The sequence below is a fragment of the Nodosilinea sp. P-1105 genome, assembly GCF_012911975.1.
In the GTDB taxonomy this organism is placed as follows: Bacteria; Cyanobacteriota; Cyanobacteriia; order Phormidesmidales; family Phormidesmidaceae; genus Nodosilinea.
The window spans coordinates 37998-53564 of the sequence record NZ_SMDQ01000002.1 but is presented as its reverse complement, the minus strand read 5'-3'; the positions used below and the strand labels follow the sequence as shown (position 1 = coordinate 53564).

The following is a 15567-nucleotide window of genomic DNA, read 5'->3' as shown; positions in this document are numbered from 1 at the left end:
AGCCAGAAGCCAGAAGCCAGGAGCCAGAAGCCAGAAGCCAGAAGCCAGAAGCCAGTATTATTCTCGCTGCTGACGGCTGCCCAGGAGAGTTGTCCCGCTTTAACAACACTCCGGACAGGTTTTGATGGCTGTGGGTAGAATGCGGGTTTCAGACTTCTTCCCCAGCAACCCAGCTAACGAGAAATCAAGGATCTCAACGCTTGCTCAGCAAAGTGTCCGGACCATATGTTTAAGCCGATGCCCTTCAAAACAGCGTGGCTGCTTAGATTAACAAAGGATTAAAATTGACATTAGGGGTGTATTGTTGCTACTTTATTCAAGGCTTGCGAACTCAGAATAGCAATTCTAAATTTTTGCAAGATTTGTCTTTTAGCTGAGGCTATATCAACCTATGGAGATTCCTGGTAGTAGTAACTGTTCTACTCTTCAAGAATCCAGTATTTCAGACGAAAGCCCTGATCACAGTTGTGGCCAAGGTTCGCAGTCGATTGGTTTGGTGAGCATTCCCACTAAGGCTTTAGCCTGACATTTTTGGGGGTTCATCTCTGGTCGCTGCAACAGGTAGCGATGGCAGGGAAAGGAGGTGAACCCTGGAAAGTCATTATTTATTGTGCCCGTTAAGCTGAAATAGTGCTTCTGATGGCATCTCGCGATCGCTGCTGGTTGACTTCAGTAGACTAATACTGCTGATGGTCGCAGGTGGTGATAAGAGGGGTGACACGATCGTATTCCGGACTGTTGAGATCATCAGGCTAATTCTGGCTGCTAATTCTGGCTGACAGAACTATGGCAACCTTGGTTGAGGGTGTCAGGTGCTAGATGTCAGGTATCAGGTGTCAGGTTCTAGGTGCCAGGTATCAGGATTGGTTGGCTAAACAGGATGTCAAGATCCTAGTACCGCTACGCGGAATTCAAAATGCAAAGTTCAAGGTGAAAAATTCTTGCTGTGCAAGGATTTTAAGCGTCCTGAACAGTAGGTTGATTTCTGCCTTCGTGTACTAGTGCTCCACGGCGAAAATGGCACGGCTATTTCTGGGCGGTAAAACCCCTGGCACATAGGGGGTTCCCTTTCTGCCTACTGCGCACGGGCTATGCCCTACTGCCTTTTGCCTTCTTACTTCTTAGGGTCTTGGGCTGATTGGTCATCCTTGTTTTGGGGATGACGACATCAGCTTCTGGAACCAGGGCTGTACTGGTTAGGTGACTTCTAGGAAACTTTCTACTGAGCGGTGGGCAATGCCCACCCTACGAAAGCCACGATCGCTGGCAAAAAGCGGGATTATCTTTCTCAGAAATCTCCTTAGGTTTAGTTGCGATCGCGTCACCTTGGTAATCACCAAGGCCAAAAAAGCCTATTTTAGACGACTAAAATCACCTCCATGTAAAGGGGTGTTTCTAGATAGTTCTGCTTGCCAATTTTGACCTGAAAATTCCTGGCTCAATGTGCTACTGACATTCAATTTTGATGTTTTAGCGAGTTTGAAGACTGCTAGGCCTAAAAGTAGTCTTCAAGTATCCACACCAAGACAACGACGATAACGAAATTACCGATCATGTCCTAGGGAGAATAGCTATGCGCCAAAATGTATTGAACGATCTACTCCAACCCTTTGCCCTGGAAGCGGCAAAAGAAGAGGCCAATCGAATTCCCTCGGCAGAGCTAGTTCAGCTGCTGATGGATATCGAACCCAGTAAGCGGGTGCTTGCCTTTCGCTTATTGGATAAAGATAAGGCCCTGCGGGTGTTTGAATACCTGCGCCCAGACGACCAAGCAGAGCTGATCAGCTCTATGGAAAGTCCTGATGTAACCGGCCTGCTAGAAGGCCTGGATGTAGATGACCGGGTACGCTTGTTTGAAGAATTGCCCGCCAAGGTGGCCAAGCGATTGATGGCTAATCTCAGCCCCGAGGCCCGCAATGCGGCCAACGTGTTGATGAATTACCCCGAAGGCAGTGCTGGTCGGTTGATGAACCTGCGGTTGTTGGCGGTGCGCAGTACAGCCACCGTGGGGGCGACCCTGGCTACCATTCGCGAATCCAGCCTGGAGGCCGAAGATCTAGTCCTGGTGTTTGTGATTGATGAAAAACGCTATTACAAAGGGTTTGTGCGCCCGGTATGGTTAATCAAAGCCGATCCGAATCAGCTGATCAGCGATGTACTGGACGGAGAAACCATCGCCGTTCGGGCGGTGGATGATGAACTGAAAGCGGCCCATCTGCTAAAGACCTATGATCTGCCGGCGATCGCCGTGGTAGACAGCGAAGGCCGCCTGATTGGCGACATCACCTTTGACGATGTAATTGACCTGGTGGAAGAAGAGGCCACCGAAACCATTCTAGAACAAGCCGGGGTCGGGGGGTTACTCACCCGTGACCAAGGCTGGAGTGAAAAGCTGGTGCGGGGGCCATCCCTCTACGCCATTCGCCTGCGGATCATCTTTTTAATTGTCACCCTGATCGGCGGCTTTTTGGTAGGGGGCGTGATCGAGCGGTTTGAAGAAACCCTGGAAGCCGTGGTAGCGGCGGCCGTGTTTATTCCCCTGGTGATGGACATGGGGGGCAATGTCGGTACCCAGTCCAGCACCATCTTTGCCCGGGGCCTGGCCTGGAACCAAATTAGCCCCCCTCAGTTCATGGCCTATCTGTTGCGTGAAATTCGCATTGGCCTGGTGATGGGGGTCGTTTTGGGGGTCATTGCCGGGGTGGTAGCCTACCTCTGGCAGGGCGCGCCCAATGGGATTCCCCAGTTGGGTCTGGCGGTGGGCTTAGCGCTTGCCCTGGTGATGACCCTGGGGGCAACGCTGGGGGCTTTATTGCCAATGATTATGCTCAAAGCCGGGTTTGACCATGGGCCAGGGGCTGACCCCTTTATCACCACCATCAAAGACTTTGTGGGCCTGTGGATTTACTTTGCCCTGGTGGGTTGGCTGGTGGGGGTGGTATAACCCTTAACCCACACCCCGAATTACAGCGGCGATCGCAAAGGCGATAAACAACGTCCCAGCAAACAGGGTAATGAACCGCTCTGAAAGGCGACCCGCCACCAGCCGTCCGGCCACCACTGCTAGCCCAATACAAAGGAAAAAGCCGGACATCGCCCCCATTGCTACCCCGATGGGGGAATGGGTGGCGGCCAACATGACGGTCGTAATTTGGGTGCGATCGCCCCATTCCCCTAAAAACACCAAACCAAAGGTTCTACTGGTAATGCCCAGGGCTGACAGGGCTTTAGGGTCGATTTGGCCCGCATCTGCCGCTGCGATCGCCGTCTTGGCTTCCGTGACTTCATCGTCGTCACAGCAGCCATCCATGCGCCAACCGTCGTACAACAACTTCAGGCCAAAACCTGCGAACAAGACTACTTCCGCGAGATGTACCCACTGGGAGGGCAAAATGGCCACCACCTGCCCAGCCCCCACCGCCAGCAGGGTCATGACGGCCAGGGCCGCAAACGCTCCTAAAAATACCAGCCGCCGAGAATAGTTCATGGCTAGCAGGGCAGCAATAAAAAAGGTTTTATCCCCCAGTTCCGCCAACCCCACCAGCATCAAGCCAGCGGTAAATGCCGTGAATAAATCGGTAAAAAACATGTTGGGCTCCTTGCAGCAGACACAGGCAACGCATGGTCTAGCTGGAAGGAACTTGGGGAGACAACCATAACCTCACCAAGCTCACATCTAGCTAGACGTGAACTCAGTGAAGGTCTCGCTGATCGCGAGCCTGCCCACAGGCAGAATCGCGATGTCTGGGCCAGGCTCATCACCAGTATGTTGACCCAAGACTTCTGAGCAAAATCAGAAGCTACTCCCCTTCAATGATTGGAGAATACCAGAGAAAAGTGGTTGGGGCAATAGGGGATAGGGGGCTCTACTGCCTACAGTGAGGGGAAGTCTGGGGAAAGTGATCCCCCAGAGACCATGGTAACGAGGGGGAAATCTCAAAAAACTTAGGGTTTTGTAGGATTACGCCCATCAGGTGGCATTAACCTGTGCTTTAGAAACCGGTGGTAGGCTATCTCCGACCGCAGCGATCGGTCGACCTGAATCTACCCCAACGACGATCAATCGAGGTGCTGGATGGCGTGGACAGAATTTGCAGTGCGGTTGGCGGTGGCCTTTTTGCTGGGGTCGGCCCTGGGCCTAGAGCGGCAGTGGCGACAGCGAATGGCGGGGTTGCGGACTAATACCCTGGTGGCCACTGGGGCCGCGCTGTTTGTGCTGCTTTCAGTCCTGACCCCAGACGACGCCAGCCCCACCCGAATTGCTGCCCAGGTGGTCTCGGGCATTGGCTTTTTGGCCGGGGGGGTGATTTTGCGGGAAGGGCTGACTGTGCGGGGACTGAATACCGCTGCCACCATCTGGTGCGCCGCTGCTGTTGGTAGCTTGGCCGGGGCCGGCTACTTTATGCCCGCAGTGATGGGGGCGATCGCCGTGTTAATTTCCAACACCGTGCTGCGGCCCATCAGCCACCGGATCAACCAGGAACCCCTCCAGGGCACCGAGCTAGAGTTGTGCTACCAGTGCTCGCTCACCTGCCACAGTCCGGATGAAGCGCGGGTGCGGGCCTTGTTGCTGCAATCGTTAGGTGCCAGTCAAATGCGGTTGCGATCGCTACGTAGCGAAGATTTGGAGGACACTAAAGATATGGTTGAGGTGGAAGCGGAAATGGTGACCCAGAACCGCAATGACGCCATGCTAGAGCAAATCGTCAGCCGCCTCAGCCTGGAACCGGCCGTCACCTCGGCCAGTTGGCGGATTATTGAACAAGAGTTTGGCTAAAGCACCGCCTAGAGATTTCGACCTGATGGCCTGACACATCTTTACCGTAGGTTGGGTGCAGCGAAGCGTTCGCGCAGCGTCTCCAGAGGAGAAAACCCAACACTCGCCGAGGACTTAGGGCTTGTTGGGTTCTGCTAGCGCGCCACCCAACCTACGATATACCAAAGTTTTTCGGGGTTGTGTCAGGCAGCTAGGATTTCGACACTTTACCTTGTTTCTTTGTACCTTGAAAGTCGCTCCTTGTTTTAAGGGTTATTGGATACGATTCCACATCTGCCTTTTGATTAGCCATTCTCCTGAGTCCTCTCTATGGAAAAGCCAGGTCTTCGTGACTTTGAATGAGTTCGTCGCTCCATCAGCGTATGCCACAGTACTTACATTAGCTTGGGCAACTCCATATACCCATTGATCATCGATCCTTGAAGCATCAAGAGGAGTCGATTTCACGGTCCATTTTGCGACATCATAGTCCTTTGAATCAGTTTAGCGATCGCCACAAGCGGCGGGCTGCGCCGCCCACTGCTTGTTTAAGCTGCTTTTTACGCCGCCAGCGCTGAAATTCCTGGTTATAGCTGTACTCATTGGGCCTGTAGATGCGCCAACCAGTCCAAATCAGTTCTAAGGCCCAGGGGCCAAAGGTCAAATACAAAATCCAATTCCAAAGCCAACCGCCAGTCACCAATTGAAAGATCAAGGCAAAGCTGCCAAAAATCAAAAACTTGCCCAGATCATGGTGAAACCGGGACTTTCTTTGCCGATCAAAAATTCGCTTGTCGGCGATTTCGTCTTTCTTTAAATCCCATTCTTGTTCAGCCGCCAGCAAGGTTTCTGGGGCAATCCCCAGTTCGGCGGCAATGTCTAATAGCTGGGCACGGGAGAGCTCGCCAGATTCGGTATACCGTGCGATCGCAATGCTCAGAATCTGCTGGGCATCTTCCGCCGGATACAAAAATTCGCTGTTGCTGATATCGGGTTCCGTCATAAGCTCAGCCATGGTCGCCTACCCCTGTTAGTACTCCCTTTTTTCTTATAGACAAAATCTTGCTAGTTGTGGGGGGTGGGGGAGGTAGGGAAAACCTATCGTTACAGATGGGGGGATGGGGGGATGGGGGATTTTTGGGGAATGCTAGGTGGGCCTGAAGATTCTCGACAACCTGCATTTAACCATCAGAGTGTGCACTATGACCCAACTAGTTCCCATCCGTCTGGAGGATGGCACCGAGATCTACCTGGAAGCAACCGAAGATGTGGTTGCCCCAGATTCGGCGAGCTATCCTGACAGTCCCAGCCCTGGTACTGAAACCACTCGCACCGCCAAAGGCATCAACTGGGGGATGACCAACCAAACCGCCCAGGCCCATGCGGCTCAAAGCTTTAAAGCAATTGAGGGGACTATCCGCACCTATACCAACTACACCATGAATGCCTTCAAAGACATGGCCACCGCCAATGTCGAAAAAGTCACCCTAGAGTTCGGCCTTAAGGTCGGCGGAGAGGCAGGAGTTCCTTATGTCACCAAAGGTACCGCAGAGAGCAACCTGAAAATTACCGTCCAGTGCTCTTTTGATTAGTTCGTCAGCACTCTGACTGAGATCCCAGGGTTCTTGGGTTCATTCACCATGAATTTTGGGGTACTCCAAGGTAGACCCCTGGGATCTGTACCAGTGTTCTAGCAGTATCTGATGCCATTGCCTGAATTATCGTCACTAAGATTATCGTCACTCAAGCAGGCCGTACCCAAGTACTTGGGTGCGGCCTATGTTATCTGCCCTGGCGGCCAGGAATCGATACGGGCTTTACGGTTGGGGCCGATTCGATAAAGTTTTCCCGCAAAATATGGGGACCCAGGGGTCACCAGATGCAATCTTCGCTACTATCGTCAATGGTTCCTGAACTGACGGCGACTATCGATGCAGACTACCCCCCTGGGGATTGAATGAAGGCAAGGCCTGTTATAGTAGCTTGTTTGTTCGGAATGGGAGCGCTTTCTCTGGCGCTGCTGCTCAGTCGTGCCGGTAGCCCGCGATCGCTCGTTTCCCCCCAGGCTCCTCCGAGTCCCCAAAGCTTAGATGTCCAGACGATTCCGGTGCCCCACCCTCCCAGCCAGGCGGCTGACTCGTTTCAAGATCGACTGGAGCGGGATCTGACTAAACAGCAAGATTTAACTGAAAGTCTGCAACAGGAACTGCAAGCTCAAAAAGAGTTGGCGGATGACTTGAAACTGCAGCTAGAGCGTCAGCGGGCTGAAACCGAGATGGTGGTCGAGCAACTACACACCTATCAACAGGCGGTCGAGGAGATGACCTCCCAGCAGGTGCGCCTGATCGAGTCGATTCCGCGCAATAATGAAACCCAAACCATGATTTTGTGGGGCATTCTGGGCTTGTTTATGATGCTGATGCTGGGGGGTGGTACTGCTTTCGCCATTATTGCCCTGTGGCTGATGCATCTACAGCGACAAACCCATCGTCCGCCGCCGATGTATCCTGTGCGCATGCCGCCCCATCCATACCTGTACTATGACAATCCGCCCCTGCCGCCCCCCACTCGTCGGCAACAGCTGCTTCAATATGGTGTAAGACCCTTTGAAGAATAGCGCCTAATGTTCGGGGCGCTGTTGGGTCTGGTGCTTGCCGTCATTCAGCTGCCATAACCATGACTCTCACCCAGGTTTGGGGTGCGTTTTTAATTTTTGTGCTGTCTCCGATAATTGGGGGGCTACCGCTTACGGGTTGGGCCACGCGGTTAGTATCCGGGCAGAACCTGGCCAAGCTTGGCACGGGTAATGTCGGGGTGTCTGCGGCCTTTTACCATGGGGGTAAGCTGGCGGGCATTTTAGCAGTGCTACTGGAAGCCGTGAAGGGCATTGCGGTGGTGCTGTTGGCCCGTCACTATTTTCCCTACGACCCTGTGTGGGAAGTGGTGGCCTTGATCGGCCTAGTGATGGGGCGCTACTGGTTTGCCAAGGGGGCTGGCACCACCAATGTGGTCTGGGGTTTCGTGGTGCACGACTGGGTTACAGCAGTGTTGACGCTGCTGGTGAGTGGGTTAGGCTTTACGATTTTTCGAGAGCGGCAACAAGGACGACTTTTGGTTCTGGTGTTGTTACCTGTGCTGACGGCCTTGCGCCATACCGCTGATGGCCCCAGAATTTTGGCGGTTACCTGCCTAAGTGGGCTAATCGCCTGGATTTATCAGAAACTGCCCGATGATTTAGACCTGCCTACCCAAGGGGGACGATTGGAGTCACGCACAATGTTTCGGTTTTTTAGGGGCGATCGCGGTTTAGTGGCCCTTGATCGGCCGCTCGATCAAACCAAGTACGGCAGTAAAGCCGCCACTTTAGGACAATTAGTCGCCTGGGGCTATCCGGTGCCCCGGGGTTATGTGCTGCCCGCTGGGGATGATCCTAGTGCCCTGCTGGGTATTGCTGACCCCTCCCCCAGCCAACCTGTCGCCGTGCGCTCCTCGGCCCCCGATGAAGACACCAGCACGGCGTCAGCGGCAGGTCTGTACCAGTCATTTCTCAACGTCACCAGTACTGAGGCCCTATCCGAGGCGATTGTCCGCTGCTTTGCCTCCTACAACAATCCGGCGGCAGTGCGCTATCGCCAAGACAATGGCCTGCCAGAACGCTCCATGGCCGTGATTGTGCAGCAACAGGTGATCGGGCAATTTTCGGGGGTGGCCTTTAGCCGCGATCCGGTGGCCCGCTGCGGCGATGCGGTGATCATCGAAGCCCTGCCAGGGGGGGCGGAACGGGTGGTTTCGGGACAGGTCACCCCAGAACAGTACCGGGTGCTGGTGCAGCCCGACGATATTCCTACCGCCACCGAGGTAGAGCCCGAGTCTAGCTGGCAGTTGCCAGAGGCACTGACCCTGACGGTAGACGGGGAAGGCAAAACCCCAAGCCGCCTGCTGCAACAGGTGGCCTACCTGGCCCGGCACCTAGAGGCCCGCTACCACGGCATTCCCCAAGACATTGAGTGGACCTACGACGGTGAAACCCTGTGGCTGTTGCAAAGCCGCCCCATCACCACCCTGCAACCGATCTGGACCCGCAAGATTGCCGCCGAGGTGATTCCTGGCACGATTCGCCCCCTCACCTGGTCGATTAATCGGCCTTTGACCTGTGGGGTTTGGGGGGAAATTTTTACCGTGGTGCTAGGCGATCGCGCCCAGGGACTCAACTTTGAAGAAACGGCCACCCTGCATCGCTCCTATGCCTATTTCAATGCCACCCTACTAGGGGATATTTTCCAGTGTATGGGCCTACCCCCTGAGAGCCTGGAATTTTTGACCCGGGGCGCTAAATTTAGCCGTCCCCCCCTGGCTTCCACCCTGCAGAATGTACCGGGCCTGTTGCGCCTACTGCACCGAGAGCTATGGCTGGATAAGCAGTTTGTGCAGGATGAAGCCACCTTGTTCCGTGCAGGCCTGGCTACTTTTGCGGCGATTCCTCGCGATCGCCTGTCGATGGACGAATTGCTCGATCGCATCGAGGATGTGCTAGGGCTCTTGCGGCGCGTCACGTACTACAACATTATGGCTCCCCTCAGCTTTGCCCTCCGCCAGGCCCTGCTGAAGGTACCTGATGAGAGCCTCGACCCCAAGGAAAATGTGGAAATTGCCGCCCTAGAGGAGCTACGGGTGATTGCCCAGGAGACCCGCCAGATTTTTTCTGCCGCCGAGTTAGCCCGCATTTCCAATGGGTCATCCCTGATGACGGCCCTGGCAGAAAGCACCGATGGCGGCACAATTCTGGCCCAGGTGGCTCACTTCATTGAAGACTATGGCTACCTCAGCCCGGTGGGGACAGACATTGCAGTGCCCACTTGGCACGAAAACCCTGGCCCTGTCAGAGAGTTGCTGGCCCAGCTGGTGCGTCAGCAACCCCAACCTAAATCCGTTAACGAACCCGGCCCATTGAGTTTCAAAACCGCTTTAGCCCAACATCGGCTCGATTTAAAGGGGCGAGTCAACACCCTCTATAACCGGCTGCTGGCCGAATTGCGCTGGAGCTTCCTGGCGATCGCCCATCAGTGGCAGCAGCAGGGCTACTTGCAACAGCCTGATGAGATCTTTTTCCTCACCCTGGCCGAGGTCAAAACCCAAATTCTGGCCGATCATCCGTTCCCCTGGGAAGATATCAGCCACAGCATCGCCGTGCGCCGCCAGCAGTTCAAGCAGGATAACGCCATGGAGGTGGTGCCTAACCTGGTGTTTGGCAATGCCCCACCCAGTACCGAACTGTTGCTCGTGGCGGCAGCCTCGGTACAACAGCAATTGTTTGGCATTGGCGCCAGCGCTGGGATTGTAGAAGGGCCAGTACGAGTGATGACGCAACTAGAGACCGTCGATGCCGATCAGGCTCCCTTTATTTTGGTCGTGCCCTATACCGATGCTGGCTGGGCTCCCCTACTGGCGCGAGCAAAGGGCCTGGTCGCAGAAGTCGGCGGCCGCTTATCCCACGGGGCGATCGTGGCCCGCGAGTACGGCATCCCCGCTGTGATGGATGTGACCAACGCCACCCAGCGATTACACACCGGCCAGTGGGTGCGCATCGACGGGGCCGCCGGTACGGTAGAGGTGTTGGAGAAAAGGATGAAGGCAGAAGGATGAAGGCAGAAGGGCTTGGCCCGAGCTTAGCAGGCAGTACTAGAGCATCGGTACAGCATGGCAAGATCCCAGGGTTCTTGGGCTGATTGGCCACGATTTTTGGGGCATCCAGGGACAGAACCCTCCTAAGGAAACAGGGCTCCAATCGTAGGGTGGGCTTTGCCCACCAGCCCCAGGAAACGCCCTTACAAGGTTTCTTCCTGCTCCATCGAAGGGCATCGCCGTTAGTCAACCGCTGGGATCTGAACCGGCGTTCTAGGGGTGAGTCAAAACAATAATCATAGGCCCCTACTAAACTCCGCCAACAGTCCCCCGCAGGGTTTGGGAACTGGGTAGGCAAAATCCCGCACCTTACTGGTGCCTAACCCTAACGCCACCAGGGCCTCAACAAACTTAACCCCAGCGGTAACACCATCAATCACTGGCACCCCCAGGTCATGGGTCAACTCGATTGCCAGGTCCGCCATGCCGCCACAGCCCAGCACAATCGCTTCTGCTTCGTCTTGCTTCAAGGCCAGGCGGCATTCCTGCAAAATGCTGGCCCGGGCAGCACCGCTGGCATCCTCCAGGTCCAGCACGGCCAGGTCAGTGGCGCGAATGCTGGCGCAGCACCGCTCCATGCCGTAACTGTGGACCAGGTGCTGGGCAATCACCTTGGTCCGGCTCAGGGTGGTCACGATTGAAAATCGGGAGGCAATCAGACTGGCGGCGTGCATGGCGGCCTCGGCAATGCCCACCACAGGCCCCCGCGCTAACTCTCGGGCGGCCCGTAACCCCGGATCGCCAAAACAGGCAATCACATAGCCATCGACGCCGACGGCTTCCCCCTGGCGGATTTCGTCCAGTACCCCAATCACGCTCAGGGCTTCGTCGTAGTGTCCTTCGATGGACACTGGCCCCATGGTAGGATTTGTCGCCACAATGGTGGTGCCGGGGGCGGCCACCTGACGGGCGGCGGCCCCAATCGTGGCGGTCATGGCGGCGGTGATGTTGGGGTTAATGACCTGAATCTTCATTGGGTTCAGACGGAGGCACGGGGCAGGGCACCAGCCACTTCCGGGAGGCGAATGCAGCGGGCCATGCGCTGGTCCGTCTGGGTCGGAGGGGGCAGGGGGTCATGGCATTCGTCAGTGGCATGGGGGCAGCGGGGGGCAAAGGCACATTCAGTAATCTGCCGGTACAACTGCGGCGGCGCCCCTGGAATCGACACCAAGCGAGTGGCGGGGTCCATGTTGGGGTAGACAGTGGCCCCCAACAGCCCCTGGGTGTAAGGATGCCAGGGATCGGTCATGACCTCATCAACCGGCCCCTGCTCCACAATCCGCCCCCCATACATGACCGCGATTTCGTCGGCCACCTCGATCGCCACCCCCACATCATGGGTGACAAAAATCATGCTCATGCCAAATTCCCGCTGGAGCTCTCGCAGCAACAGCAGCACCTGGATTTGCACCGTGGCATCCAACGCTGTGGTGGGCTCGTCGGCGAGCAATACTGTGGGTCGACAGGCCAGGGCCAGGGCAATCATGGCCCGCTGACGCATGCCGCCGCTCATTTCGTGGGGGTAGGCATCCAGCCGCTTACGGGGGGAGGGAATGTGAACGCATTCCATCATTTCTAGGGCGCGATCGCGGCCTGCTTCATAGCTACATCCCTCATGGCGCATGACCACCTCGGCGATTTGGTCTCCCACCTTAAACACCGGGTCAAAGGCCAGCATCGGTTCTTGAAACACCATGGCGATATCCTTACCGCGCATGTCTGACAGTTCACGGTTACCCAGGGCCAGCACATCTCGGCCAGCCACTTGAATACTGCCGGTGATCTGGGTTTTGTGGGGCGGGTGTAGCCGCATCAGCGACTTCATGGTCACACTCTTGCCGCTGCCCGATTCCCCCAGCAGCGCCAAGGTTTTGCCCTCAGCCAGATCCAAGTTGACATTCGAGACGGCGTACACCGATCCCTCTGACGTTTTGAACGTGACACAGAGATCGCGAACTTCAACAATGTTATCCATGGCAAGACCTCATGGGTGGCATGACGGCAGGGAAAGAAACAGCTAAGCAGTCGGGGAGGGCGCAACTGTGACAATGGGACGCACATCTGGATAGCCGGAGCCAGGTACCCGCATATGGCAAGCCACATGTCGACCGCCGCCAATGTCAGCTAAGAGGGGCACCGTCTCGGCACACATGGGTTCGGCAAACGGGCAACGGGGGTGGAAGCGGCAGCCCGACGGCGGCGAAATGGGATTGGGGGGGTCCCCTTCCAAGGGGGCGCGGGTTTTGCGGTCCTTAGGGTGCAGGGCCGGGAGCGCTGACAAAAGGGCGGCCGTGTAGGGATGGGCTGGGGTGGAGTACATCGCCTGGGCTGGCCCGGACTCTACCACTTGCCCCAAATACATCACAATCACATCATCGCTGACGTATTGCACCACATTCAGGTCGTGGGAAATAAATAAATAGGTCAGATCAAACTCGGCTTTCAAATCGGCCAAGAGATTCAGTACCTGGGCTTGCACCGACTTGTCGAGGGCTGAAACGGCCTCATCGAGGATCACAATTTCTGGATCAATCGCCAGGGCTCGGGCAATATTGACCCGCTGCCGCTGCCCCCCCGACAGCTCATGGGGGTAGCGACGAATGAAGTTGTCAGGATCTAGCCCCACCCGATCCAGCAGATCCCGGGCTTTGGTGCTGGCTTCGCGATCGCTAGCCCCATTGATCTTTGGCCCAAAGGCAATACTTTCTTCGATGGTAAGACGGGCATTAAGGGAAGCATAGGAGTCTTGAAACACCATCTGCATGCGCTTGCGGAGGGCCGTAATGGGTTTGCGCCCGGCTCCCTTGCCATAGGCTTGCCCGTCAATGGTGATGCGCCCCTGATCGGGGGGACTCAAATCCATCAACAGGCGAGCTGTAGTGGACTTACCACAGCCAGATTCCCCAACGATGCCTAAGGTTTTACCTCGTTCGGTGGCAAAAGAGACGTCTTCAACCGCCTTCACCACCTGGGTGGGACGACCGAGGAAATTTTTGCCAATAGGGAAGTATTTCTGTAAGCCTTCAACCTGGAGAAAAGCGGTCACAACCTTCAATCCTCATAGAGCAGCAACTTGAGCAGACGCTAGCGGCATAACCATCGATCAAAACCTGACGCCCAGGGCAGCGTTGGCCTAAACCATCACGCCCATCTCAACTATCTAACGCTTCAAATCCATCGCCCCGCGCAACCCATCAGACAGCAAGTTAAAACACAGCGAGGTGGTAAAAATCATGAAGCCGGGCAAAACCGACACCCAGGGCTGCACATAAATGGATTGGCGCAGGGTGTTCAGCATCAGCCCCCATTCAGCGGTGGGCGGCTTCACCCCCAGGCCCAAAAAGCTCAGCCCTGCGGCCAAAATCATGCAGACTGACACCAGGCTGGTGGCGTAAATAAATACCACCCCCATGACGTTGTTAAACACATGCACCCGCACAATCGTCAAAGAGTTAGCCCCCGACGCCCGGGCCGCATCTACGAAGTCAAGCAACCGTACCCGGGTGGTCACACTCTCTGCTACCCGGGCAATGGGGGGGATAAACACCAGGGTTAGGGCAAACATCGAGTTACCCAAGCCTGGCCCCAAGGCTCCTGAAATCGCGATCGCCAACAACACGGCTGGAAAGGCAAAAAACACATCTGTCGTCCGCATCACCAGAGTATTGACCCAGCCCCCAAAGAACCCAGCCATTAAGCCCAGGCTGGTGCCGATCGCAAACGCCACAAACACCGGCAAAATCCCCATCAAAAGGCTCATGCGGCCGCCATACATTAACCGAGTCAGCATATCGCGGCCCAGCTCATCAGTACCCAGCGGATGACCGGGGCTACCAATGGGCAACAGTCGATCTACCATGGCCCCCTGGGACGGGCTATAGGGGGCGATCGCCGGAGCCAAGATCGCAATCAGCACCAAGAGCACCAGGATACTGGCACACACAATCGAAATTGGATCGCGGCTGAGGCTGAGCCAGACCGTCGCCCAGTAGCCCCGTGACTTGGTGGCAATTTTGCCCCCATCGGCAGCCTTAAGGGCATTCGCTGACTTAGGCGTAGTTTGCATAGGCTCGGACTCTTAGAAACGTCTATCGATCGGGACAACAAAGCAGATAACAACGGCTTAGCAAAGGCTAACTAAGCCCTGACTTAGCCTCAATTGCGACGAACGCGCGGGTCAAACAGGGTTTGCAACAAATCGACCAACAAATTCAGGGCCACAAAGAACATTGACAAAGTCAAAATGATTCCCTGCAATAGGGGAATATCCCGCTGAAAAATGGCGGTATTGAGTAAATAGCCTGTACCCGGCCAAGAAAAAACAGTTTCCACTAGAATTGACCCACCTAAGAGGTAGCCAAACTGCAACCCCATCACCGCCAGTACCGTCGGGGCCGCATTCTTAGCCACATGATTGGCAATTCTGCTGCTGCCGAGCCCCCGAGCCCGTAACGAGGTGACAAATTCTGACCCCAGCAGGTCAGCCACCGTCGATCGCACGGTGCGGGTGACAATCCCCATGGGAATAAAGCTCATGGTGATCGCTGGCAGGACCAAATAGCGAGCCCGGTTGATCCATGAGCCGGACCCACCCCCCAGGGATGGCAACCAATCCAACTGCACCGAAAAAATAATCACCAGCAAAAGACCAAGCCAGTAATGGGGCACCGAAACACCAAACAGGGCAATCCCCGTGACCAGCTTGTCACTCCAACGGCCCTGGAAAAAGGCCGCCAATGTCCCAAACAGGATGCCAAACAAAAAGCCAATGGCCGCCGCCGCTAAGGACAGCACAAAGGTGTAGCCCAAGGCCCGGCCAATCTCTTGGGTGACCGGGCGACCGGTAGCCACAGAAAAGCCCAGGTCTCCCTGAACGGCTCGCCCCAGCCAAGCAAAAAACTGCACTGGCAAGGGGCGATCCATACCGTAGGCCTGAATGATGCGCTCCACCACCTCCGCTGGGGCATCTGCAGGAATAACCGCCGATAAAGGATCCCCTGGGGCCAAGTGAACCAGGGAAAAGCAGACCACCGCCACCGCCAGGGCGATGGGAATGGTGTAGACAATACGACGACAAATGTACAAAAACATAGGGGTATTTCCGCCGAAGGTCGTTCGATAGCTCGGAT

12 protein-coding genes are annotated in these 15567 nt (G+C 55.7%); 5 read left to right on the top strand and 7 right to left on the bottom strand.

What is annotated here, in order from left to right; genetic code table 11:
* Window positions 1-1573: 1573 nt before the first annotated feature.
* Window positions 1574-2944: a magnesium transporter gene (mgtE, locus tag E1H13_RS01200; protein ID WP_169611573.1), complete on the top strand. Its 1371-nt coding sequence runs from the start codon at window positions 1574-1576 to the stop codon at window positions 2942-2944.
* A gap of 3 nt (window positions 2945-2947) precedes the next feature.
* Here mgtE and E1H13_RS01195 read toward each other — a convergent pair whose 3' ends face one another.
* Window positions 2948-3589, bottom strand: a complete 642-nt coding sequence (locus E1H13_RS01195) for a TMEM165/GDT1 family protein (protein WP_169611572.1) — start codon at window positions 3587-3589, stop codon at window positions 2948-2950.
* 486 nt (window positions 3590-4075) lie between these two features.
* Between E1H13_RS01195 and E1H13_RS01190 the strand changes: the two genes are divergently transcribed.
* Window positions 4076-4777 carry an MgtC/SapB family protein gene (locus E1H13_RS01190; protein WP_169611571.1) on the top strand — a complete coding sequence of 234 codons (702 nt, stop codon included), beginning with the start codon at window positions 4076-4078 and terminating at the stop codon, window positions 4775-4777.
* A 478-nt stretch (window positions 4778-5255) separates the two neighbouring features.
* Here the strand turns inward: E1H13_RS01190 and E1H13_RS01185 are convergent, their stop codons facing one another.
* Window positions 5256-5771, bottom strand: a complete 516-nt coding sequence (locus E1H13_RS01185) for a 2TM domain-containing protein (RefSeq protein WP_169611570.1) — start codon at window positions 5769-5771, stop codon at window positions 5256-5258.
* A gap of 187 nt (window positions 5772-5958) precedes the next feature.
* Between E1H13_RS01185 and E1H13_RS01180 the strand changes: the two genes are divergently transcribed.
* The 3 genes from E1H13_RS01180 to E1H13_RS01170 all read left to right on the top strand — a co-directional run bounded on the left by E1H13_RS01180 (window position 5959) and on the right by E1H13_RS01170 (window position 10399).
* On the top strand, window positions 5959-6348 hold the full coding sequence (locus tag E1H13_RS01180) for a CU044_2847 family protein (protein ID WP_169611569.1): 390 nt from the start codon (window positions 5959-5961) through the stop codon (window positions 6346-6348).
* A gap of 404 nt (window positions 6349-6752) precedes the next feature.
* Complete coding sequence (locus E1H13_RS01175; protein WP_169611568.1) at window positions 6753-7373, top strand: hypothetical protein; 621 nt, start codon at window positions 6753-6755, stop codon at window positions 7371-7373.
* A 59-nt stretch (window positions 7374-7432) separates the two neighbouring features.
* Window positions 7433-10399 (top strand): glycerol-3-phosphate acyltransferase, encoded by a 2967-nt coding sequence (locus E1H13_RS01170; RefSeq protein ID WP_169611567.1) that lies wholly within the window; start codon window positions 7433-7435, stop codon window positions 10397-10399.
* 275 nt (window positions 10400-10674) lie between these two features.
* Here the strand turns inward: E1H13_RS01170 and E1H13_RS01165 are convergent, their stop codons facing one another.
* The 5 genes from E1H13_RS01165 to E1H13_RS01145 all read right to left on the bottom strand — a co-directional run bounded on the left by E1H13_RS01165 (window position 10675) and on the right by E1H13_RS01145 (window position 15529).
* Window positions 10675-11412, bottom strand: coding sequence for an aspartate/glutamate racemase family protein (locus tag E1H13_RS01165; RefSeq protein ID WP_169611566.1), 738 nt, complete (start codon window positions 11410-11412; stop codon window positions 10675-10677).
* Between the two features lie 5 nt (window positions 11413-11417).
* Window positions 11418-12413 carry an ABC transporter ATP-binding protein gene (locus tag E1H13_RS01160; RefSeq protein WP_169611565.1) on the bottom strand — a complete coding sequence of 332 codons (996 nt, stop codon included), beginning with the start codon at window positions 12411-12413 and terminating at the stop codon, window positions 11418-11420.
* Between the two features lie 42 nt (window positions 12414-12455).
* Window positions 12456-13484, bottom strand: a complete 1029-nt coding sequence (locus tag E1H13_RS01155; RefSeq protein ID WP_347404100.1) for an oligopeptide/dipeptide ABC transporter ATP-binding protein — start codon at window positions 13482-13484, stop codon at window positions 12456-12458.
* Window positions 13485-13598: 114 nt separating this feature from the next.
* The gene (locus E1H13_RS01150) at window positions 13599-14504 is read right to left on the bottom strand and encodes an ABC transporter permease (protein ID WP_169611563.1); all 906 of its coding nucleotides are present in this window, start codon (window positions 14502-14504) and stop codon (window positions 13599-13601) included.
* A gap of 89 nt (window positions 14505-14593) precedes the next feature.
* A complete protein-coding gene (locus E1H13_RS01145) occupies window positions 14594-15529 on the bottom strand; it encodes an ABC transporter permease (protein WP_169611562.1) in 936 nt (311 codons plus the stop codon).
* Between the last annotated feature and the right edge of the window lie 38 nt (window positions 15530-15567).